This window comes from Paraburkholderia haematera, from assembly GCF_905220975.1.
In the GTDB taxonomy this organism is placed as follows: Bacteria; Pseudomonadota; Gammaproteobacteria; order Burkholderiales; family Burkholderiaceae; genus Paraburkholderia; species Paraburkholderia haematera.
Window position 1 is genome coordinate 1 of record NZ_CAJNBK010000036.1, and the last position, 22,697, is coordinate 22,697.

General features: G+C 59.3%; 16 protein-coding genes and 1 tRNA gene. 3 read left to right on the forward strand and 14 right to left on the reverse strand.

What is annotated here, in order from left to right; genetic code table 11:
• Positions 1–85: 85 nt before the first annotated feature.
• The 3 genes from KHO23_RS32190 to KHO23_RS32200 form a co-directional block, all read right to left on the reverse strand.
• A complete protein-coding gene (locus KHO23_RS32190) occupies positions 86–544 on the reverse strand; it encodes an HAD domain-containing protein (RefSeq protein ID WP_211616748.1) in 459 nt (152 codons plus the stop codon).
• Between the two features lie 562 nt (positions 545–1,106).
• Positions 1,107–1,340 carry a hypothetical protein gene (locus KHO23_RS32195; protein ID WP_211616749.1) on the reverse strand — a complete coding sequence of 78 codons (234 nt, stop codon included), beginning with the start codon at positions 1,338–1,340 and terminating at the stop codon, positions 1,107–1,109.
• A gap of 326 nt (positions 1,341–1,666) precedes the next feature.
• Positions 1,667–2,125 (reverse strand): hypothetical protein, encoded by a 459-nt coding sequence (locus KHO23_RS32200; protein ID WP_211616750.1) that lies wholly within the window; start codon positions 2,123–2,125, stop codon positions 1,667–1,669.
• A gap of 242 nt (positions 2,126–2,367) precedes the next feature.
• Here KHO23_RS32200 and KHO23_RS32205 point away from each other — a divergent pair, with 242 nt between their 5' ends.
• The 3 genes from KHO23_RS32205 (at position 2,368) to KHO23_RS32215 (ending at position 5,797) form a co-directional block, all read left to right on the forward strand.
• The gene (locus tag KHO23_RS32205) at positions 2,368–2,655 is read left to right on the forward strand and encodes a helix-turn-helix domain-containing protein (protein WP_211616751.1); all 288 of its coding nucleotides are present in this window, start codon (positions 2,368–2,370) and stop codon (positions 2,653–2,655) included.
• Between the two features lie 542 nt (positions 2,656–3,197).
• A complete protein-coding gene (locus KHO23_RS32210; protein ID WP_211616752.1) occupies positions 3,198–4,169 on the forward strand; it encodes a DNA-binding protein in 972 nt (323 codons plus the stop codon).
• Entirely contained in the window at positions 4,166–5,797 is a 1,632-nt protein-coding gene (locus KHO23_RS32215) for a tyrosine-type recombinase/integrase (RefSeq protein ID WP_211616753.1), read from the forward strand. The genes KHO23_RS32210 and KHO23_RS32215 overlap by 4 nt, the downstream gene beginning before the upstream one ends.
• Positions 5,798–6,210: 413 nt before the next feature.
• Here KHO23_RS32215 and KHO23_RS32220 read toward each other — a convergent pair whose 3' ends face one another.
• The 11 genes from KHO23_RS32220 to fdnG form a co-directional block, all read right to left on the reverse strand.
• Positions 6,211–7,635, reverse strand: a complete 1,425-nt coding sequence (locus KHO23_RS32220; protein ID WP_211616755.1) for a TniQ family protein — start codon at positions 7,633–7,635, stop codon at positions 6,211–6,213.
• Between the two features lie 108 nt (positions 7,636–7,743).
• Positions 7,744–9,072 (reverse strand): TniQ family protein, encoded by a 1,329-nt coding sequence (locus KHO23_RS32225; RefSeq protein ID WP_211616757.1) that lies wholly within the window; start codon positions 9,070–9,072, stop codon positions 7,744–7,746.
• Positions 9,065–10,219, reverse strand: coding sequence for a TniB family NTP-binding protein (locus KHO23_RS32230; protein WP_211616759.1), 1,155 nt, complete (start codon positions 10,217–10,219; stop codon positions 9,065–9,067). Before KHO23_RS32230 ends, KHO23_RS32225 begins: the two co-directional genes overlap by 8 nt.
• Entirely contained in the window at positions 10,200–12,905 is a 2,706-nt protein-coding gene (locus KHO23_RS32235; protein WP_211616761.1) for an integrase catalytic domain-containing protein, read from the reverse strand. Before KHO23_RS32235 ends, KHO23_RS32230 begins: the two co-directional genes overlap by 20 nt.
• A gap of 377 nt (positions 12,906–13,282) precedes the next feature.
• A tRNA-Sec gene (locus KHO23_RS32240) sits at positions 13,283–13,375 on the reverse strand.
• Between the two features lie 48 nt (positions 13,376–13,423).
• Entirely contained in the window at positions 13,424–15,337 is a 1,914-nt protein-coding gene (selB, locus tag KHO23_RS32245; RefSeq protein WP_211616764.1) for a selenocysteine-specific translation elongation factor, read from the reverse strand.
• The gene (gene selA / locus KHO23_RS32250; RefSeq protein ID WP_211616766.1) at positions 15,334–16,764 is read right to left on the reverse strand and encodes an L-seryl-tRNA(Sec) selenium transferase; all 1,431 of its coding nucleotides are present in this window, start codon (positions 16,762–16,764) and stop codon (positions 15,334–15,336) included. Before selA ends, selB begins: the two co-directional genes overlap by 4 nt.
• Positions 16,765–16,814: 50 nt before the next feature.
• Positions 16,815–17,810: a formate dehydrogenase accessory protein FdhE gene (gene fdhE / locus KHO23_RS32255; protein WP_211616820.1), complete on the reverse strand. Its 996-nt coding sequence runs from the start codon at positions 17,808–17,810 to the stop codon at positions 16,815–16,817.
• 115 nt (positions 17,811–17,925) lie between these two features.
• Positions 17,926–18,600, reverse strand: a complete 675-nt coding sequence (locus KHO23_RS32260; protein ID WP_211616768.1) for a formate dehydrogenase subunit gamma — start codon at positions 18,598–18,600, stop codon at positions 17,926–17,928.
• Positions 18,587–19,519 (reverse strand): formate dehydrogenase subunit beta, encoded by a 933-nt coding sequence (fdxH, locus tag KHO23_RS32265; protein WP_211616770.1) that lies wholly within the window; start codon positions 19,517–19,519, stop codon positions 18,587–18,589. The genes KHO23_RS32260 and fdxH overlap by 14 nt, the downstream gene beginning before the upstream one ends.
• Before the next feature lie 9 nt (positions 19,520–19,528).
• The gene (gene fdnG, locus KHO23_RS32270) at positions 19,529–22,597 is read right to left on the reverse strand and encodes a formate dehydrogenase-N subunit alpha (RefSeq protein ID WP_211616772.1); all 3,069 of its coding nucleotides are present in this window, start codon (positions 22,595–22,597) and stop codon (positions 19,529–19,531) included.
• Between the last annotated feature and the right edge of the window lie 100 nt (positions 22,598–22,697).

Genomic DNA, 22,697 nt, shown 5'->3' on the forward strand with positions numbered 1-22,697 from the left:
TTCAGTGACTCTGTCCATGATCTCCCTTTATGGACACAGTGACATTTGTGCCCAACGAAAGCATGGGGTGCGATGCGACCAGAATCTAGACGGTCAAGATCGGACGCTTACGCCAGGCAGCTGGTTTCCTGCGCAGCACATCTGCCCATACCTGCATGCCTCTTGGCGCCTGCCGGAACGACTCCTCGTCCATGTCTTCGTGATACGTCGCCCCGATCACCCGGGCTTTCAGCTCGGGCGGCAACTTGCGCGCGACGCGATGGACGCTTCTGTACCAGCGCACCCATGACGTGGACAGCACAATGCGGATATCCGGATACGGTCGCAGGGCGTCGGCAAGCAGCGGAGCGTGTTCAAAAAACATGTGACCGGAGGGACTGGCAATGTACGGACCCCGGCCGGTGCGCCGGCGCACGTCTTCCGGGTGCAGCACGCCGTCGAAGTCAAGGTATAGCACCCGGCCGCCGGTGGCGACTGGCGGTGGGATGGTGTGCGGCGGTTGCACGTCAGTCAGCGTAAATCGGCCGCGATACGTGGCGTGCATAGTGCCTACTCCCCGTCTGAGTCCGGTTGATCGATGGATTCGACGCGCGCAGCGAGGATCGGTACAGGTGTCCCCGATGACGTCGAAGGCCGGTTCTCCAGCGGGGCTCGCGGCCCGCGACGTCAGGTGGTGCCAGCACGGCGGATGGCTTGCCGGCCCGACAGATGACGAAAGCCCGACCTGTGCTGACGAGCGGCATCAGCCGCTCGATGCCTGCCTTGACGCTGGACATGCTGTATCGGCGTTTTCTCATTGACCGTCGCTGGGCTCCATGGATGACCGGTTCGCTTTCGCAGCGGCCAGTGCAGGGGATGGACCCGACATATGGATTGCGACGGGCTGGGCCGGCGAGTACGACGATGTTCGAAGGCGAACCCGCATTGATCGCCTGTTTCTCTATCCACGGGTCCGGTCCACGGATATGTCCAGGCACTGCCGCAGCGCATTGGGGAAATCATCGATCTGTCTGCAACCGTGATAAGCGATCGGGGAAGTTGACCAGCTTCGACTCTCTGCCGGAAAAAGCTCGCAGCCGTGTGCGTGCAGCTTCGACCGGCCCACATCACCATCGTGGAAAGCGCCCGGTCAGCCAGTCCGTCCAATCCCAGGCATGGGCGCAATCCCCTTCATCGCTATGGACGGGGCATGCTGATCCTGTGAGCGCCTTGTCAAACTGGCTACGCCACGGTTCGGGAATATCCGCGAGCCGCACGTACGGCGGTCGGCCATCGCTCTCGATGATCGGCACGGCGAGCCTCAGTGACTGTCTTTCATCTTCGTTAATGCTGAGCTTCATGGGAAATTTTCCTCAAGCAGTGTTTGTGTGTTGAGCCCGGCGACCGGCATGGTGGATCAGGTCAGCGATAAAGTTGTCGTTATTGCATCGGGGTGCCGAACACCATTCAGCCTAGCCAGCCCGTGACGCGATGTCGCCAGCGAGCACGAGCAGATCGGCAGGTGATGGCACCACCGGGTTGGAATCCGGAAAGCTGCGGTGGAGCATTTCAGGTGAAGGTCTGACACGATCTGGATGCGCATGCTGCCTGGCGTTCCGGCGGAGGACCGGCCGGTGCAGTTCAACGCGACAGGCGCGCGGTGACAGATCGCGGCTGACGGTTCGCCCTACCGGTTCACCTGCGGGGAAACGGCGCGCGCGTCGATGATCAGCTCGCTGACCAGTTCGGGTAGAGCTTCCGAACGCCGCCGGAAGCGGGAACAGGGTTGGGGCTCGCCGCCGCCAATGGCGTACCAGAATGAAGGTACATCGCCCATCTGGTTCCGCTCGCGCCAGATGCCCGTGACCTGGTCAAAACTCACGTTCCCGTCGTCAGTGGCGCGGCCCACGACATAGACGGAAAAGGAGCCCTTCTCCATCTGCGCGGTAGCTTCGAGCAGTGCCTCCGGCCCGCCCACCAGCCAGCCGTCCGGCAGTTGCACGTGGGAACGCGCGCCAGGCGACGCCACGATCAGGAAGTTCATCGTCTCGCTGGTCCAGCCAACGCATCGCCAGGCCTGATAGGGGTCGGCGAGCGCCCGCCTGACAGGATGGAACTCTGCCCAGCTTGTATCCGTTACCAACATCAATGTTCCTTGAGATATTTCCAGTTCAGAACGCACAGGCTGTCGGCCGGATGAGTCCGTCCGTCTTTCGGATTCGCTGACCGCTATCCCTGTCGCACGGTGAGCGCGACCATTCGGAAAATGGTCAACGGGTTTCTGGCGTTCCGTAAAAAGAGCGGCGAATCATATCAAATGAACACTATAGATTGTAGCCCTTTAGTGTTCGTAATGAGTTCATCAGGTCCTTTATGGGGAGGACTTGCATGCGCTCTACGGCCAATTTCGGCAAGGCACTACAGCGACTTCGGGAGATCGTTGACGTTACGCAGGAACATTTTGGACTGGTATCCAGCCGTACCTACATCAGCACGGTCGAGCGAGGCCTGAAGTCGCCAACGCTGGGGAAAATCGAACAGCTCGCGGAAGTGCTGGACGTACACCCGCTCACCCTGCTGACGGTGGCTTACATGGACAGGCTCACACCCAAAGAAATAGAACGGACTACGGCCCTGTTGCGCGACCGGCTGCTGGCAATTGTCAGCGAGCAGTAGCCGTGGCCTGTCGGCGCCGCTGCCGGGCGATGCATCCGCCAGCGCCCGCCGCCCGATGCCGGACGGGCTGCCGTCCCGCCGCGACAGTCCCGCTGAGCGGGCCATTGCCCGTACGCGCGACATCCGACCGGGCCGGAACCCCCGGCCTTGCCGGCTCAACGCCGGCGACCACCACCGCCGCGTCGCCCGGTCCGGCGCCACGGCCCTGTTGAAAAGCCGGTTTGTTTAGCTAAAACCGCTTCCTTAGCTGGCCAGCTAAGGAAGCGGTTTCACGCGAACCACTGACCCTGACGCGTCACCCTGCCTGGTGGCCAGAGCACCCTGGACCTGACGGGTCGGGCTAGCACGCGACCGGATGAGCCCCGGTGGGCCGTGGCGGGGCGCCGCGGTTTGCCGCGATAAGGGGGTTTATCGCGGCAATGTTCCTTATTCCCGGCCCGGAAACGGTTCTCTGGCGTCAGGCCTGTGCGTAATCTATGCTGGAATTGCCCGCCCGCGCCCGTCTGTACCCGTTTTCGCCCCGGGTGCGCTGGAGTCCTGCCGTGGCCCGCCCCGCCGCTGTTTCCGCCGACCAGATCCGTACCACCGTGCTTGCGATGCTCGCCGAAGCGGACATGGATCCCGGTCACGCGCCGCCCACCCCTGAGCGCTTTCGCAAGGTGGTGTCGGTCCGCAAACTGCGCGCGCGGCTCGGCGCCGGCGATCCCGCGACGCTGTCCCGCATGCTGAACACGATTGAAGCCGACGTGGTGCGCGCTGGTCTCGCGCAGGTCGCGATTCCCGGGCTGCCCGACACGATCGCCGAGCAGATGCGCGCGCTCTGGCAGGCCGCCGTTGCCGTTCAACTCGACGATGTGGCGCGCCTCAGGGATGAAGCGACGCAGGCGGCGGAAGCCTCGGACGCCTCGCGGCGGGACGCCGATCTGCGGACCGAGATGCTGAGGGTCGAACTTGCCGAACTGCGGGCGCAGCTGAGCGCACGCGACAGCGAACTGGCCAACCTGCGCGCGGACTGCCGCAGCCTGACCGAGCGCGCGGAGACGCTCAGGGCTTCTGCAGCAGGCCTGCAGGCGGAACTGGACGCTGTCACCTCAACACTCGCCCAGACCAGACAGGTGCATGCAGACGAGTTCGCCGCGGTTCACGCCCGCTATGAAGGCCTGTCCCGTCAACTGCTGCAGGAAACGGAACACCAGCGGCACGCGCTGCAGGCCGAGCGCGAGCGCCTGTCCGGCCAGATCACGCAGGCCCAGGAACGGGTGGCCGCACTCGAGGGATTACGCGACCGCCTGCTCACCGAACTCGCCAGCGAGCGCAACGCCCACCAGCACGCCGCCGCCGAAGCCGCGGCACTGGCCACGGTCGCCGCTGAGCACCGTGCCCTGCTGCAGGCCTTGCGGGCCACGCCGCGCCGGTCGGCCCCGCCCGCCCCAAGCCGACACCGCAAGACTCCTGTCGCCGACACGCCCTCCCCGGTTCCGGACGGTCCCACCGCGCGCAGGAAGGCGCGATGAACCCCGCCAGCTGGATCGACACTGCCGCGTCGCCACCGCAGCGGCTGCCCGAGACCATCGATGCAGCGCTCGCGTATGTGGCCGACGCGGTTGGCCACCCTGTCCATACCCGCTGGACGCTGACTCGTCTGAAGCGCGGCTGTCCATCGCTCGCTGATGCAAAGCGCGAGCACCCGGCCGTGTTCGCGCTGCTGCTCGAACACGACGTGGCCGTCGAATACTGGGACCGCGGGCGCCTGCGGATTGTCGCGGCGGACGATGCGCCTGCGCCCGAAACCATTCTGGAACGCGTGCTGCACCAGCACCGGCGCCGTTTCCACGAGGTCGCGGACGGGAACGCGCGAGTGCCTGCGAGCGCCGCCGTGCCGCCCGCCGCGACTGCCACGACCGCCGTCTGGCTCGCGGCGCTCGAACCGCCGCACACCGTCGCCACGCGAGTCTCCAGTGCCGCCAATGCCACCAGCGCCACTCCTGCCACCGGAGCATGGCTCGCGCGGGCGGGCCGCTTCGTCAATCCGTCGATGGTCACGAACACCCTCGGCGTAGCCGACGATGCCCAGGCGGTGATCCTCTTCCTGCGCGATCGCGCCAGCCGTTCTCCACACACGCGGCGCGCATACCTCGCTGACCTGAAGCGCCTGATTGCCTGGTGCGAGCGCGAGCAGCTCGGGCCCCTGTCGGACCTCACGCGTCACGACCTGCTCGCCTACCGTCGTGAGGTCGAACTCCAGCCCGCGCACGGCCCCGCCACCGGTGAAGCAACGCTCCCCGGCAGCCGCCAGCCGGCCCGTCGCGGCCATCGGGTTGCCACGGGCATCACACGCCTGCGCTCCGCGGCGGTACCGGCCCGTGCGCTCGCGGTGGTGTCGAGCCTGTTCCGCTACTGGCTCAAGACCGGCTACCTGATTGCGAATCCGGCCGCCGACCTGTCCGGAGGCGGTGCCGCCCGCGCGGCCTGGACGCCCACCCGCATCATCCCGGCCCGCGTGGTCGCGCTGTGCGACGCGCTCGTCGCGGGCCCTGCGCCGACCGGCCTCACCCCGCCCGTCTGGACACGTCGCTGCGCAATCTGGTCGCTGTACCGTTACGGCGGGGTCCGGCTCGCGGAGCTGGTCTGGTCCGAAGCCCTGGGGCTGCCGCGGCTCGATGTCGACGCCGACACAGACACTGACACCCACTGGACCCTGCACGTGCGCGGCAAGGGGAACAAGTTGCGGGCGATTCCGCTCCCCGCCATCTGCGTGCCGCCGCTGCGCGCGTACCGGCTCGCGCGCGGTCTGACGCCCGAGCCGGGTGCCTTCGAACGGCTGCCGCCCGTTCACAGCGAGAAGCGCGATGCGCTCGGGGCAAGCGGCCTCTACGACGAGGTCAAGGCGGTCTTCCATGCGGCGGAAGCACTCGTCGCGCCCGGTGACGGCGTGACGCTGGCCCTGCTGCGCGCGGCGTCGACGCACTGGCTCAGGCATGGCTACGCGCGCACGCTGGTCGTTGATCATGCGGTGCCACTGCCGGTCGCACAGACGCTGCTTGGGCACGCGTCGGTGCAGACAACGGCCGCGTATGCGAAGACGGATCTGACACAGACGCGCGCGTTTGTGGAGGGGAGTTTTCCGAACATTGATCGCTAAAATGCAACCATAGGGCGCGCGGGCAAACGCGGCAAATTTTGGTTGCTCGCGGAGAACAGTCTTGCTCAAACAAACCGCAATTTATTCCCAGCTGCGATGGTAGGGTTCCGTTTAAGGATAGCGCGATCCCGTCGCCCATCATCAGGCAACTCGGAACTATCCTGGACGTGCAACGACGAAAGCAATTTGGAGAAAAGCTGGCGCCCAATGGACTTTCACAACGCAATTGATGGAAGACGCCGCTGGAGAGCTGACGAGGAGTCATCCGTGCCAATGTAGGATTTTCACGACGACGAGATCACTATGGCTTTCCTGGCGGCCAAACAGACGGGAACGATCACCGCAAACAGGTAGGCAGCACCTCTCGTCAATCGCTTTATGCGGGCGGGAGGGTTGCTCGACCTATCGGCAGATCAACCCTTCGTCTCCATATGGCCGGGCGAACTTCGTTGGGAAGACGAATATCGCGAAGGTGCTGAAATGTACGGAATCGCCCGGTCTACTTCATGTCTCGCTTGAGCGATTAGCGGATAGTCGGCCCATCGATATTCGATGCCGTGCTTTGTCAGTTCGGCCTCTACATGGCGACGCGTTGGATCGATTCCGGCAACCAACATTTTCCGCACAATCTGCTTCAATTTGCCTAATAACACAGTGCGCCGCGCCTCCCTTCGGTTGACGCTGTCACGAGTTCTGTGCTCGCGCGCCTTCCTAGAAATCTTTCCTGCGAGTTCCGGAAACTTGGCGTGTAGTTGTGACGGATCAATACCGAGATTTTCTGCAGTCTGCTTCCAGCTCAACGTGCATCTATCGGAATCGGCCACCGTTCGGAGTTTGCGCTCAATCGACGACCAGTCTCGCTCCAAATAGGCAGTTCGCCGCGGAGAATATCCATGGGTGTGTTTTCGGCGCTCGGGGTCAACGGGCCAAGCATCGGAATTCGCACAAAGCCAGTCTACCAAGCGAATCTGAAACTTTTCACAAATATCGAGAATCGTTTGGATGGACGGGATCACCAGACCTGCGCGCCACTCCGATAGACTTGAAGGCGATTTTCCGCATTCGCTCGCAAATCGTTTTGCACTGCCCCCAGCCAATCGATCGATTCCTGATTCAAGCATCAGAACCGCGTTTTCCTGTGACATCTTTATCAGCGTCGTATCTGGAACGTCTAGCAAGGACGCAAATTCGTTTGCGAGCCATTTTTGCCGCGAGGAATTGCGCCTGCGGCAGTGCAGAGATCTCCGATAGCAAGAGAGGCTCGCTCCAAGCCAATAGTGGCAGCGAGCGCAGTGCCCTGAGATGGAGCGGCGGCAAGTCTCGTTGCAGTGCCTGTACTGACAGTTTGGACATTCGCTGGTTAGCGGAACATCATGGATCGGACATCGCTCCACCAGTCTTATCGACCATATCAAGCGTTCGTAAATTTCTGCTCCAGCTAGCAGATCATCCTGCAAGCAGACTGGACACCACCGCCGGCCGTGGCCTACCAGTCCAAATGGATCCCGCAACACTCCGGCAAACGGCAGAAGTGTGAGCGCCTCAAGATCCGTCTGCCCGGTTAGATCAGTAAGGCGCTGTACCCAATACTTTGCTGTTTCGCCGTGTGCATTGGCAAGTGCAAGATGTTGGCCAGACGCAAAAGGCCGACGGGTGGCATCCAAGCCGTCAATACAGGCAGGCCATTGCACCATTTCCATCACAACAACGTCGAACGGCAGCAACGAATCTTTTGCGATCTGGACGACATAATCGGTCAATTTCTGACGGGCCGAGCCCGCACACCGAGCCGGCTTGAGATGAAAGGCAGTTCTCTCAGGAGAAAGATGACCGTTCACCAGAAATTCCTCCAACATTAAAATCAACCAGCGATACTATCCTGCTTCCGATCTAATTCTCAGCGTTTCCATACTAAATGCTTCACCAGCCAGGCGACCAAGCAGCGATCATGCATTGAAATGCTGAATCTCCTCCCAGTAGATCTTCTCTCCCTTCGGAAACAAGCCCCTCCCAAGGCGGGTCGCGACTCTAGTTCGGGTTGGCGGCAGACCTTCCTGAATTAATTGCTCGATGCATTCGCGAATTCTTTGCCTGAGCCGGTGGCTGGCTATTACGCTAGACGCGTTGCGCCTCTGCATCGCCGCATCGCGTACCCGTCGATACACGTCAGGCATCCGTTTTTTGAAGGTTTCGACCGTCATGTACTCCATCTTCGCAGCATCAGTCACACCACGCGGTGGTTCGCTGCTTTCCAATTTTGCAAGAATCCGGGCCGCTACGGCATCCCAATCGCACCAATATGACCTCGTCCTGAAATCTGAATCCCGATGAATATCGAGCGGCAATTCTCTAACACAACAGCAATCCCATGTGTCGACTTGGCCCAGAAGCCATGCACGCATTGGCACACCGTATATCCACGACAGGGAGCTAATGACGGTGAGCGACATCTTCCTCCATCCGCCCACCCAGTTCTTGACAGTTTCGCAACCGAATCGCAAATTTTCTGAGAACACTTGCGGTCTCCCACGACACGCTTTGGCTATCCCTAGTCGCATCATGAGACGCACATTATCGTGCGAAGCACATTCAATCTGATCGCGATCCATATCCAAAAGATTGCCAAAATCTCGCGCCACCCAAAGTTGGTATTCTGACGCGGTACCGTCGCACTCCATTACATCACTGGTCCCCTCTTCGCCCAAGAAATGTTGGCAAAAACCGCAGTGGCCGGGCAGGCAATCCCGAACCAGCTCGTTCGTCTGGCAACGACCACAATGAGGGCAGGCGCATTCAAGAAAGTCCTCGTGTAGCGGGCAAACCACGACCTGCCTCATCGACCACAGCAGTCGTTCGTATGGTAGCTGGCCAGAAGCCACATCATCTTGAAGACAGCGCCTACACCACATGCGGCGCGCATGCAGATGCGCCCCTCCGCCCAATCTGACGAAGTCTGCAAAGGGAAGGAGTGTCAGACCTTCGATATCCGACCTTCCCGCAAGCTCGCTTATGGCGGAGACCCAGTTGCGCGCGCAGTCCGCCGCTCCATTAATATTAGGCGCCTTGCCGGGATCGATCGCGCCCTCCCTAAAACGAACGCCAAAGGGAAATGGTCCATAGTGGTCGCGGAGTGCATGCGGCTGAATCTGCGACGTGATCGCGAGCTCTTGCACGTAGCTGGTGAGTCGCTGGCGCGCCCATGTTCCGATCGCGCGAGGTTCTAGCTGAAAAAGCGCACGCGGGCGCACCCGGTAGCGCGGCGCGAGTTCATGCATGACCGTGCTCCACGGCGCCTCTGGTCGGAATGGTTTTACCGACACGACCGCGCTTCTTTGCAGTTGTAGTAGTAGAAACCTCCGCGCTACCCTCCCCTGTCGTCACTGGCATCAATGCACGCTTGTCGTTGGGATGCTGAACCCCTTCAACCTTGTAGTACCCATCAAACATCTCTAGCTGAAGCTTCTCCAACTGCGCAGGCTTGTAGTAACTTAAGCTCAAGATTTCCTCATCGATCGGCCGTTTGAGCTTGTCTGACAGCGCGATCGCGTTAGTGAGAATTTTTTTCAAAAGTCCTGTCGTAAATAGAGATTGGTTTGAAAGATCGTCGGCGAACGGAGTAAGGTCGCACCCTCCCTTCACTGGCATAAGATCCTGCAACGCATACAGGACCTTTGCGAATTTTCGCTTCTGACTCGGCAGATAGGCCGGCATATGGATTACATCTCCGCGCCGGGCGAGTTGTCCAGTTTGCAGAACCAGATCATATAAATCATAGGCCCCGGACAGGATCATTGTGGTGTTAGAACTGTTGACCATGGACCTTAGCGTGTTCGATTTCGATCGGACGCGATCTGGCTTCGACGACGCTATGATTGCGGACGCCTCGTCGAAAAATAGGACACGCGGCTTACGTTCCCTTATAGATCGTCGCAAACGTGCCCTATACGCGGAAACAGTTGGCGCTCGGCGGTTGGTAATGTCTGGCAGAAAAAACTCTCGACCGCATATGACTCTTTTAACCTCTGGCAATGTATTAGAGATAAGCGGAGCCTGGAGGGCTTCGAGGATCTGTTCATAGAACTCCTTAAAGTCAAACCTACCCTCTTCGCCAGACCATGCCTCTAGCAACACCGATGGAATCGTGTGCTTATCATCCGGATTAGCTTCGAAGAAATCTTCGCTTACTCTCTTGTGCAATACGTCTCCAACAGAGGACTTCCCAACGCCCGCAGGACCAACCAGAACCAGCATTGTTCCAGGCAGCCCGCACTCAATCGCCGCCTCGATTTTTTCGAGGACATCATCAAAAATATCGTGACCTAAAATCGCATTCTTGAAGTACTGTAAGCGAAATTTTATCGGTGCATTCACAAGGTCGTCTGGGCATCTTTCCTCACAATCGCTATTTGTACCTCTTGGCATGGTAACCTCCTGACTTGAGCAATTGCATCTGTTCGGCGAGCGGTTTGTCTTCGTTCGGTCCATCGGACGATTTCGATTCCGCACCGTCCGCGCTATGCTGCCCGCCTTCAGTTTCCTCATCTGTGTCTTGATCGTTCTGATCGCATCCATTCGCAGCGACGCGCTCAGCCCATTTCTGATCCATGCTCTCGACTATTGCAGAGGTCGCCATATTCGCTTCGTGCTGAGATTCAAGGACTCTGCTATGTAGAATGACATTTTCCTCGGATTCCGCCAGCGAAATTAACTCAGTCGATGAGGTATCGGCATCGGTCTTCACACGTAGCATTGGGTACCACTCCTTGTTCACAAACGCGTAAACTATGTTCGGATCAATTGGATGACTCTTAACTTGTACAGACATCCTGTGGTATTGAGGACGCTCCAGGCGAGAATTCCTATATTGAGAATGATTAGTTCGTATTCCGCGCTGACAGTCGATCACCCGTGTAGTTCCCCGCACTGTAGGAAACGCACAAGGAATGCAGTCTTTGAGGCGCCGAAGTCGCCCAAGACGCTTCCCAGAGCGATCTAGACCGCTCTCGAACTTCTGTCGCGGTGACATTAACAATGTACCGTGACGCCGCCTGTCGTATGTGTCAAAGAAGAATTTTTCAAGTCCTTCATAGAGTTCCTCTAAAGTATGGCGTGCCAGACCGCTTGGATCGGATTTCTTCGTCAATCCTCTAGGGTTTTTTCTAAGCTTCGTATTGCCAAATAGATTTTCAATAAAAGCCTTTTGCGACATACAGAAAATTCTCTCGAGCACGTCACCCTCTCGACACGCAGAGGTCTTTCTTGGCTTCTCTCCTATTCGAAGGAAGCGCAACATCCACTTGAAATCAGCTGCCCCAAATTCTGTTCCTCCATCGAACACCACAAATTCCGGTGCACGGCCGAATCGTCTTACCATGTCCATCAATGCGGCCATACACGACAAATATCGCGGCTTACGAATCGAAAGATAGAATCCCAATATTCTTCGACTGAACGCACATATGATTAGAGTTAAAATTGGCCTTCCAATAGACTCTCCTGTTTTCTTAGATACCACTTCTACGTCAAGCTCCGTGTGATCAATGTGAACATACTGCATCGGATAGTCACCATGTACAGGGGTATCGTGCCGTATAGTCCAAACAAATTGCGCGGCTTGATAAGCAGCCTTATCGCCCGCTCGCTTCCTCACGGTCTCAGCGTCTGTCTCTTTCGCTATGCGGCGCAGGAATGTCACCTTAGATATTTTTTCTCCAATTTTCTCCAAACGCCCGCTGAGTTCTCCGTAAACGAACCACTTACGTGGTCCGCGAAGAGATTCATAGTCATTTTTGAAGGCCCTCTCAATTTCCGCTTCGACTTCTTCACTCAACCTGGCTCGACGATTCCCCCGTTCCGGCCACTTAGGCAGGAGAGCTGCAAGAACATCTTCTCCTGCACGCAAAGCACTATCCCTAGCTGCCCGGAAGGTCCTGTATGATCGATCCGTGTACGCTTCTGTGACTGCAGTTGAACGATCACCACCTTCCCACAGAGCTAGCAACTCAAGCTTCCGGACCGCATTTTGAACCGCGGAGACAGATGCATGGCGCCATGGCGAATCCAAGCACAACGTATTCCCATGTTCCCGCGGAATACTTATTATGGTTATCTGATTGTTATGCCAAAAATCAGAAAGATTCGCCGTGGGAATGACAATCGGCTGCCCCCCGTCTTCCGAGTTAAGCAAAGCATCGATGTCTCCACGAACTGCGACCGCAAAGACATGCGAGCACATCACAAACTTTGTTCCAGCCCTGAAGTCAGGTGGTGAATTTTCTAATTCAAGCGTTGATAGCCGTCTCTCTAACTGATAAGCGTCTCGATATACTTCTCGACTTTCAATATCCCGAAAAACCATAAAGCGATTTTTATCGCACACGAAAGCACTTGAAAAGTCCGCTGCAATTCTCCCTTCTGCTAGTGCAACATGAAAATCATCCAGCTTATACTTTGGAAGCGCTTCTTGAAGTTCTTCCAATGTGGTAAATGAGACGCTATCGAAGTACGCTTCCACTTCTCGAATGAAGCTCGAAGGCGGGCTTTCCCTGTCGACCAGATACGATCGCAAAAAATTTCTGTTCCGATCTGTCGTAACGTCAATCTCTTCTGCAATGCGGATCCTGTACGTGATTCCTAACTTGCTGGCGGCCTCCTCGAGGGGAGGACATCGGAAACCCGTATCTTCTCTCTGGTAGCGAGTCGGGTTACGTTTGCATTTTTTATTCAAGGAATCCAACGTGAACCACTCGTCCAAGTAGATGCATGACGATTTGATCACGAGAAATCCTTGTGACCAGTTAAAACGCACCACCTTGTCCCCTCGCCCCATATATTTGATATTTAGCTCAAACGGGCTGTCCAGATAGCCCAGAACGTCGTAGTCGAACAAATAATCGTTCGCAGCGGCTCTCTCAATGGCATTCGCAACATGAATGGTCATCCCCATCTTCGGGCAGGGCATATCCATCGGTGCATGGGCGCGGTTAGGCTGTAAATCGCGTGCAGGTCTCCGGAAACTATCGATAATTTTCATCCTCGCCGCTGGAGGAACGCCAAGCTCGTCAAATAGTTCATACAATCTATCTACAGAAAACACGTTCATTTGCATACCTAATCATATGATGATGACAAGCTTGCTTATCGCCGCAACAAATGTCTGCCCGGCAAGCAACGTCACGCTAGGTATCGCGAACGGAATTACTTGAGAGGCGCGTTTGAACCAACGCTATAAACTTAACTGGCGTTGGTCAAGCAGATGAGATTTGACAACAAGGCAACCGAGCGACTTGAGCCTCATGTCGAGACGCGCATCCCTCTCGGGCCTTGTGCCGGCGGGCTTTGCATGTATTGCCGTTAATTGCGGCGACATAGCTCACAGATGTAACAAAATGTAAATTATTATTTTTTTGATTAAACCAAAAAGCTTCCAAACGGAAGATTTATGGTAACCGCTACATATCGGAATGCCCGGGAAGCCATGCCGGGCGGAAGGCAGCCGGAGTCGAACCGACCTGAGCGCGTCTGACGCCCTCAACTGGGTTTGAAGCCCAGCCGCACCACCGGATACGAATGCCTTCCTACGGTGATTGAACAACTGAAACTACGCGTTGCGACCCAAACGTCGAGTCAAAGCAGATCGAGCCAACGGCTATCCGTGCGCATCAGGTGCAGGCCACGGTGGAAGCGAGTATATCCAACCCGGTCGAAGAATTCCAAAAGCTGAATCGCGCGCTTTCGGCCAAGACCGGTGACATCGCGAAACGGTGCAGCCGCAACCGTACCCGCATTCCTTTGCGCTTCGACACCCGCGATCAATGCCAGTTCACGAATCGCCTCATGGTGATAAAAGAGGTCGCGCACGACTTGAAACAGTTCGCCCTGCCGAGCGAGCTTGCGCAGCAACTGCCTCACGCGGTCTTCGGATACGCCCTGTGCATTTGCCAGATCACGCACCCAAGGCGGATCGAAACGTCCTTCTTTCAGCGCCGGCAGCAGCGTTGCCGCGAGTGCGCGATCAGCGTCGTCGAGCGTCACCGCGTGGTCCGGCAAATGCAGCCACGGCCCGCGTCTGACGATCTCGCCGCGCGCCGCCGCATCGTCGATCAGCGCGCGCCACACAGCATCGTCGACGAGAGGCGCTGCGATCCGTCGCAGGCGCGATACATCCGGGCCCAGTTCGTCGGGCGAGCGTTCGTGGTACTGCTTTAGCGTCGTAATCAGTCGCGTATTCAGCGCCCGCCACGACGCATCGGCGATCAACAGCGCGTCATGACCAGGAAGCTCGACAACACGCGTGTCGGACGGCAACGCGAGTACGGCCGCCTGCCTGCCGGTTAGCCTCTCCAGCGACGCACGGGACAACCCGAACGGAGCCCTCGCGAGCAGCGAATCCAATGCGCCGGTGTCGAGCATGGTCTGAATCGCATCAAGCCACGCCAGCCGCTCAATTGAGCGACGCTTGCGCGAAGGCGCAAACGGGTCAAGCACATAACCGCCGCCAATCGTGCGATCGGCTTGCGCATTGCGCACCACAAAGCGGTCGCCAGGAAGCGCACACACCGGCCGCTCGAACACGAGCTGCACACGCGCCGACTGACCAGTCCCGAGTGTCTCGCCATCGAGCAACGCGGCGTGCGCGACCTGATGCTGCGTGCCCAAATGCACATGGAGCGGCGCCCAATGCTCCAGCGTCAGCGGTGCATCGGCGAGCAGCGTCAGCATGACGTCGATGCGTACGGACGCTTGCGAAAGACGCGGATCGACGATCCAGTCGCCGCGATCGATCAGGCTCTTCTCGATGCCAGCAAGATTCAACGCACAGCGCTCGCCCGCCCGTCCGATTTCAGCCGGACGATTCTGCGCATGAATGCTACGCACGCGCACTGGCTGATTTTTCGGCGCGAGCAGCATTGTGTCGCCCACCGCTACGCGTCCCGACACCACGGTTCCTGCCACGATCGTCCCATGGCCCGCCAGCGTGAAAACCCGGTCGACCGCGAGACGGAACAGGCCGTCGTCGCGCTTCATGCGCCACGCTGCTGCCGCTGCGTGCAAATGCGCCTTCAGCGCAGCCACGCCAGGATCATCGTCACCTAGCGCGTTGGTATCGAATACCGGCGCGTCCTGCAGCACGCTGCCGCTCAGAAACACTGCAACCTCGGCATGCACTTCCTTCAGCCGCTCCGCATCAACGCGATCTATCTTGGTCAGCGCTATCGCGCCGCGCTTGATGCCGAGCAGTTCCACGATCGCCAGATGTTCGCGCGTTTGCGGCATCACGCCGTCGTCGGCAGCAATCACGAGCAGGACGAAATCGATCCCGCTTGCGCCCGCTGTCATCGTATGGACGAGCTTTTCGTGGCCCGGCACGTCGATCAGGCCGAGCACGTCGCCGTTGTCGAGCGGCACGTACGCATAGCCCAGTTCGATCGAAATGCCACGCGCTTTTTCTTCCTTGAGTCGATCCGTATCGACGCCCGACAGCGCTCTCACCAGACTGGTTTTGCCATGGTCGATATGCCCCGCCGTCCCTACGATCATGCGTGCTCGCCCTTCAGTTGATCGATCAACTGCGCCTCATCAGCGGCTTCGAGACAGCGCAGATCGAGACGCAATGCCTCGTCCGCGATGCGACCGATGACCGGCCGCGCCATCTCGCGCAAGCGCTTCTCGAGTGCGAGCAATTGACGGCCGCCGCGCTTGCCGTCTGCGGCCCTGATGACGAGACCGTAGCTCGGCAACACGTCAACGGGCAACGCGCCGCTGCCAATCTGGCTGAGCATGGGCTCGGCCACCACGGCGTAGCGTTCGCCGGCCGCGCACTGCAGCGCAGGCTGTACCCGCTCCGCGGTGAGCCGGATTTCGTCGCTCGGGCGCGTGAGCAAACGCAGCGTGGTCAGCCGCTCCGCGAGCTTCTCCGGTGCGCGGTACATCTGCAGCACGGGTCCCAGTGCCGCGAGCGTCAGTTTGCCGACCCGCAGCGCGCGCTTGAGGGGATGTTTTTTGATCCTGGCAATCAGATCGCGCCGGCCGACGATCAAACCGGCTTGCGGGCCGCCGAGCAATTTGTCACCGCTGAACGTGACAAGGTCGGCGCCGGCTTCGATGGTTTCGCGCACCGTCGTCTCGCGTGGCAAACCCCATTGCGTCAGATCGACCAGCGTGCCGCTGCCGAGGTCCACGGCAACGGCGATACCGCGCGCGTGGGCGAGCGGCGCGAGGGCATTGACTCCTACCTCTTTGGTGAAGCCGTTGATCACGTAGTTGCTCGTGTGGACTTTCATCAACAGTGCGGTTTGCGGACCAATGGCTTCGTCGTAGTCCTTGAGATGCGTACGATTGGTGGTGCCGACTTCGCGCAGCTTCGCGCCCGCGCGGCTCATGATGTCGGGAATGCGAAACGCGCCACCGATTTCAACCAGCTCGCCCCGCGACACAATCACTTCTTTCTTCGACGCCAACGCGGACAACGTAAGCAGCACGGCGGCAGCATTGTTATTGACCACGGTCGCGGCTTCGGCGCCGGTCAGTTCGCAGATGAGCTCGTCGATCAGATCGTCGCGGTCACCGCGCTTGCCCGTGCCGAGATCGAACTCGAGGTTGACCGGTTGCGTGAGCGCCTTCATGACGGCTTGTACCGCTTCGTCCGGAAGCAAGGCGCGGCCGAGGTTGGTATGCAGCACGGTGCCGGTCAGATTGAAGACGCTGCGCAGACGGGCCGCGTTGCGCCGGCGCAGCGCGGCTTCGACCGATACCCGCAGTTGCGCGACATCGAGCGCGCTCACCGACGCATCGCCGGACTGCGCGCTGGCGCGCCAGGTGTCAAGCGCATGACGCAAGGCATTCAACACCTGCGTGCGGCCGAACTCGCTCAGCAGCGCTGCGAACTCGGCCGACGCCATCACCTTTTCCACCGACGGCACACGCGCCATCAGCGCGCGCAATTCAGAGCCGGTTACGTCGCTCACGAGGTCATCCCTTTTCTTGAGTCGTGCTTCAGTCGCGCTTGAGTCGCGCTTTAGTCAAACTCGCCGGAAGACTCAGCCGCGGTGCCTGTCTGCTCCGGCCACAACCACGGATGCGGCGACGCGCGCAGGTAACCCTCCGCCCCCATCAGCAGGTCCAGCGTGAGACTGGCGAGATCGTCCGCAAACGGTTCGAAATCGTAGTCCTTCGATTGAATGCCGATCTTCCGGTAAGTATGGCATTCGTCGCACGACTCCGCCTTCAAGGCCGCATTCCTGGAATCGGCCTCCCGGGTCGCCTCGTCGGCGTCCTGCGCGCCGACAGCGTGATAGGCAATGCCCTTGGTCGAGTCGCAGTTCGAACATTTTGACCGGACCATGTGCCACTCCGTCGCACATAAACCGCATTGCAGGTAGCGGTAATTGTCATACGCACCGCCCACGCGCACTGTACTCGCCACCGGATGGGATCCGCATACCGGACACAGGCCGAGCGTTTCGATGTACGGCACCTCGCGCTTGTCGATATCGGCGGCGAGATCGGTCCAGACCACTTGCAGCGCGGCCATGATGAACGGCGCGCTCGCCGGATCGACTTCGTCGAATCGCTGCGCGAAGATGGCATCAGCCTGAGCTTCGAGCGCGGCTATATCGAGTGTTCGCAGTCTGACGAACAGCGCTTCGAGCGGCGGTGTGAGCGGTCCGGCGGCTTGCACCTTGTCGACCAACTGCAGCAAAACATCGTGCCACGCTGGATCGCGCACGCCGGAGAGCGCCGGAATCAGCGGCATGGAATGTTGCTGTGCGCTCGCGATCGAGTCAGCGCTGGGCGGCTGTGCCTTAAAGCCGGTCATCACGGCTTGCTGCGCATCCGCCAGTACCGCCATCAGGCGCAAATAGCCGGCAATCGGATTGCCGAGCGCCGCCAGTTGACGCAGCCGCGCGGCGCGCACGGAAAAGACCGCTAGCCGTTCCGGCGTGCGGATGCGGGGAATCGCCGTGTGATCGAGCGACTCGATATCGCCTGCTTCAAGAATGCGTTGAACCAAAGTATCGACCTCTGACAATTGCGCAGCCATTGCGCTAATACTGAAGAGCCGCCGCAGTTCATCGAACAGGAGCGGCGGCCCGGGGTGCGGTGCGCGGCACATCGTGCCGCGCTTCTTACCGATCCTGCTTGCCGATGATTTCCTTGAACCAGTTCGGATGATGCTTTCTCGCCCAGCCGTAGGTCACGGTGCCGCGCGTCATCGCGCCAATCGAGCCCTTGATCCACAACGCCGCGTAAATATGCACGACGATGCCGACGATCAGGACGAACGCCGCAGCAGCATGAACCAGCGCCGCGAAGCGGATGACCTCAATCGGGAAATAGAACGAGAAATAGCGCCGCCATATCACAATACCGCTCGCCAGCAACAGTAGCAGGCAGGTCACCATGGTGAAAAATAGCAGTTTTTGGCCGGCGTTGTACTTTCCGATCGCGGGGAGCTTCTCCTCGCGATTGTTGAGCACGTCGTCAATCTGCCTCATCCACTGGATATCCGCGCGGTCGAGATAATTGTGATGCCAGAAGCGCAGCGCAAGAATCAGAAACGACAGGAACATCACGCAGCCGACAAACGGATGCAGAATCCGCGTCCATTGCCCACCACCGAAGATCGCATAAAGCCACGACATCGCCGGATGAAACATGGCAAGGCCGGACAGCGCCAGCAAAACGAACGTGATCGCCGTGATCCAGTGATTCGTCCGTTCATTCGGCGTGTAGCGCTGGATCAGGCTGTTGCCCTTCACGTCTTTCAGCACAACGTGCTCCTGGTTTTCAGCGTGCTTCATCGGATGCCTCCCGCGAAGGGCGTGCCTCGTCGGCTTCATGCTGTGCTTCGGCTTCGTCCGCCTCCGTCACCTCGTTCGGACCGACGCGCGTGTAGTGGAAGAACCCCGCCACAGCCGCGAACGCGATCCCTGCCAGTGCCAGCGGTTTCGCCAGACCTTTCCATAGATAAACCATCGCGCTGATCTTCGGATTCTGTGGCAAGCCGTGGTACAGGTTGGCTTTGTCGGCGTGATGCAGCACGTACATCACATGCGTGCCGCCCACGCCGGCAGGATCGTACAAACCGGCGTTCTGGAAGCCGCGTTCCTTCAGATCGACGATCCGATCCGCCGCCTGCTGCTTCATGTCCTCCTTGGTGCCGAACATGATCGCGCCGGTCGGGCAGGTCTTCACGCACGCCGGCTCCTGGCCGACGGCCACACGGTCCGAACACAGCGTGCACTTGTACGCTCGATTGTCTTTCTTCGAAATGCGCGGCACGTTGAATGGGCAACCGGTGATGCAATAGCCGCAACCAATGCAATTTTCCTCATGAAAATCCACGATCCCGTTCGTGTACTGCACGATCGCCCCCGGCGAAGGACACGCCTTCAGACAGCCCGGATCCTCGCAGTGCATGCAGCCGTCCTTGCGGATCAGCCACTCGAGATCGCCCTCGGTATTCTCGTACTCCGAGAACCGCATGACGGTCCATGAATGCTCCGACAGATCGCGCGGGTTGTCGTAGATGCCGGTCGTCGTGCCAATCTCGTCGCGCAGATCGTTCCACTCCATACAGGCCGTCTGACACGCCTTGCAGCCAATGCACTTCGATACATCGATGAGCTTGGCGACCGTCCCCGTAGCCGGCTCGCGCACCTGCGGCTCCGGCAAGGTCGTGGCGGAGAGGCGTTTAATATCAAGTGATTGCAGTGCCATCTCTTCCCCCTATGCCTTTTCGACCTTGACCAGGAACGACTTGAATTCCGGTGTCTGCGAATTCCCGTCGCCCACGGAAGGCGTCAGCGTATTGACGAGATAGCCCGGCTTCGCGAGTCCCTTGAAGCCCCAATGCAAAGGCAACCCGACTGTCTGGACCTTTTTCCCTTCGATCATCAGCGGTTTGATCCGCTTGGTGACGAGCGCCACGGCAATAATGTGCCCGCGATTGGACGACACTTTCACGCGATCCCCCGCGACCACGCCCACCTCCTTCGCCAGATCCTCGCCGATCTCCACGAACTGTTGCGGCTGGATGATCGCGTTCAATCGCGCATGCTTGGTCCAGTAGTGGAAATGTTCAGTCAGACGATACGTGGTGGCCGTATGCGGGAAGTTCTCATGCGTGCCGAAGGCGGCCCGATCATCCGGGAATACGCGTGCCGCCGGATTGCTAACAACCGCCTTGTTCTCCGGATGCAGCGGGTTGTAACCGAGCGGCGTTTCGAATGGTTCGTAATGCTCGGGGAATGGACCTTCCACCAGCCCGTCACGCGAGAAGAAACGCGCCACGCCTTCCGGATTCATGATGAACGGATTCATGCCGTTTTCAGGCGGTTCGTCGATCTTGAAGTCGGGAACATCCGCGCCAGTCCACGCGGTGCCATTCCAGGCGATCAGCTTGCGCGTGGAGTCGAACGGCTTGCCGCTGACGTCGCACGAAGCACGGTTGTACAGAATCCGCCGGTTCGCGGGCCACGCCCATGCCCAGTTCAGCGTATTACCGATACCGGTCGGATCGGAGTTATCGCGCCGGCCCATCTGGTTGCCCGCCTGGGTCCACGAACCGCAGAAGATCCAGCAGCCGCTTGCCGTGCTGCCATCGTCCCGAAGCTGCGCGAAGCCTGCCAGTTGCTCACCCTTTTTGGCGAGCACCTTGGTTTTGTCGGTCGCATCGGTCACGTCAGCCAGCGCCTTGCCATTGAACTCCATGGCGATTTCTTCAGGCGTCGGGCTTTCCGGATCGGAATACGGCCAGCTCATCTTGAGAATCGGATCGGGATACTTGCCGCCCTTCTCCTGATAAGCCCGACGAATGCGCAACCAGAGCCCTGACATGATCTCCAGGTCGCTCTTCGATTCGCCCGGGCCGACCGCGCCCTGCCAGTGCCACTGCAGCACGCGGCTGGAGCTGACCAGCGAGCCGCGCTCTTCCGCGAAACACGTGGTCGGCAATCGGAAAACTTCCGTTTGAATCGAGGCCGGATCGACGTCGTTGAACTCACCGAAGTTCTTCCAGAACTCGGAGGTTTCGGTGGCGAGCGGATCCATAATGACGAGCCACTTCAGCCTGGCCAGACTCGCGCCGATCTTCGCCTTGTTCGGCGCCGCGGCAAGCGGGTTGAAGCCCTGCGCGATGTAGCCGGTCATCTTGCCTTGATTCATCAGCTCGAAGACCTGCAGCATGTCGTACGACTTATCGAGCTTCGGCAGATAGTCGTAGCCGAAGTTGTTCTCCGCGGTCGCGTTATCGCCCCACCACGACTTCATGAAGCTGACGTGGAACGCGCGATAGTTGCGCCAGTAGCTGAGCTGGTTCGGCCGCAGCGGCTGCGTCGCACGCTTGGCGATGAAAGCGTCGTAGTCCTGCTCGGCCTCCATTGGCAGCGTCATGTAGCCCGGCAACAGGTTCGACATCAGGCCAAGGTCAGTCAAGCCTTGAATGTTCGAATGGCCGCGCAGCGCATTCATGCCGCCGCCCGCAATGCCAATGTTGCCCAGCAGCAATTGCACCATCGCGCCCGTGCGAATGATCTGCGAGCCCACCGAGTGATGTGTCCAGCCGAGCGCGTACAGGATCGTGCCGGCGCGACCTGGAACGGCTGTCGACGCCAGCATTTCGCAGACCTTCAGGAATTTCTCCTTCGGCGTGCCGCAGATTTTTTCGACCTGCTCGGGCGTATAGCGCGAGTAGTGCTGCTTCATCAACTGATAGACGCAGCGCGGGTTTTGCAGCGTCGGGTCGATCTTTGCAAAGCCGTCGTCGCCGCGCTCGTAGTCCCACGAACTTTTGTCGTAGCTGCGCTTGTCCGCGTTGTAGCCGGAATAGAGACCGTCAGTAAACGAGAAGTCCTCACGAACGATAAACGGCATGTCCGTATAGTTCTTGACGTACTCGTGCTGAATCTTGTCGTTCGTGAGTAAATAGTTGATCACCCCGCCCAGAAACACGATGTCCGAGCCGGTCCGGATCTGCGCGTAGTAATCCGCGACCGATGCCGTGCGCGTAAAGCGCGGATCGACCACGATCAATCTTGCCTTGCGGTGCGCCTTTGCTTCCGTGACCCACTTGAATCCACACGGGTGCGCCTCGGCCGCATTGCCGCCCATCACCAGAATCACGTCCGCGTTCTTGATGTCGACCCAATGGTTCGTCATCGCTCCACGGCCAAACGTCGGGGCAAGACCTGCCACCGTCGGGCCGTGTCAAACACGCGCCTGGTTATCGAATGCGAGCATGCCAAGACTGCGGACAGTCTTGTGCGTCAAATATCCCACTTCATTACTACCGGCAGATGCGGCGAGCATGCCGGTGGTCAGCCAGCGGTTGACCTTCTTGCCGTCTTCCGTCGTTTCGACGAAGTTGGCATCGCGGTCCTCCTTCATCAGCCTGGCGATGCGATCGAGCGCGTCGTCCCAGGAAATCCGCTGCCATTCATTCGATCCGGCCGCGCGGTATTCCGGATACTTCAGACGGCTTGGACTATGAATGAAGTCGATCAGGCTCGCGCCCTTCGGGCACAACGTGCCGCGATTGACCGGATGATCGGGATCGCCTTCGATATGGATGATGCTGGACTTTGCATTCTTGGCGTTGTCGCCGAGTCCGTACATCAGGATGCCGCAACCCACCGAGCAGTACGGGCAGGTATTGCGGGTTTCAGTTGTGCGCGACAGTTTGTACTGACGGACCTCAGCCAGCGCGGGTGCCGGAGAGAAGCCCATGAGGGCCAAACTTGATCCGGCGAGCGTGGTGGCGGAGACCTTCAGGAACTGTCGCCGGGACATGTGGGGCATTTGATGGGCCTCGGCTGTTGTGGGGTACTGAAATTGATTATAGGACCCCAAATAGAGTCCTGCAGCCAGGGGTACAACCCTTTGACGGGGCAAGGGCTGA

Coding starts and splice junctions, on each gene's coding strand:
- KHO23_RS32190 (WP_211616748.1), bottom strand. CDS start 544: ATGCACGCCACGTATCGCGGCCGATTTACGCTGACTGACGTGCAACCG.
- KHO23_RS32195 (WP_211616749.1), bottom strand. CDS start 1,340: ATGAAGCTCAGCATTAACGAAGATGAAAGACAGTCACTGAGGCTCGCC.
- KHO23_RS32200 (WP_211616750.1), bottom strand. CDS start 2,125: ATGTTGGTAACGGATACAAGCTGGGCAGAGTTCCATCCTGTCAGGCGG.
- KHO23_RS32205 (WP_211616751.1), top strand. CDS start 2,368: ATGCGCTCTACGGCCAATTTCGGCAAGGCACTACAGCGACTTCGGGAG.
- KHO23_RS32215 (WP_211616753.1), top strand. CDS start 4,166: ATGAACCCCGCCAGCTGGATCGACACTGCCGCGTCGCCACCGCAGCGG.
- KHO23_RS32225 (WP_211616757.1), bottom strand. CDS start 9,072: ATGCATGAACTCGCGCCGCGCTACCGGGTGCGCCCGCGTGCGCTTTTT.
- KHO23_RS32230 (WP_211616759.1), bottom strand. CDS start 10,219: ATGCCAAGAGGTACAAATAGCGATTGTGAGGAAAGATGCCCAGACGAC.
- KHO23_RS32235 (WP_211616761.1), bottom strand. CDS start 12,905: ATGCAAATGAACGTGTTTTCTGTAGATAGATTGTATGAACTATTTGAC.
- selB (WP_211616764.1), bottom strand. CDS start 15,337: ATGATCGTAGGGACGGCGGGGCATATCGACCATGGCAAAACCAGTCTG.
- KHO23_RS32260 (WP_211616768.1), bottom strand. CDS start 18,600: ATGAAGCACGCTGAAAACCAGGAGCACGTTGTGCTGAAAGACGTGAAG.
- fdxH (WP_211616770.1), bottom strand. CDS start 19,519: ATGGCACTGCAATCACTTGATATTAAACGCCTCTCCGCCACGACCTTG.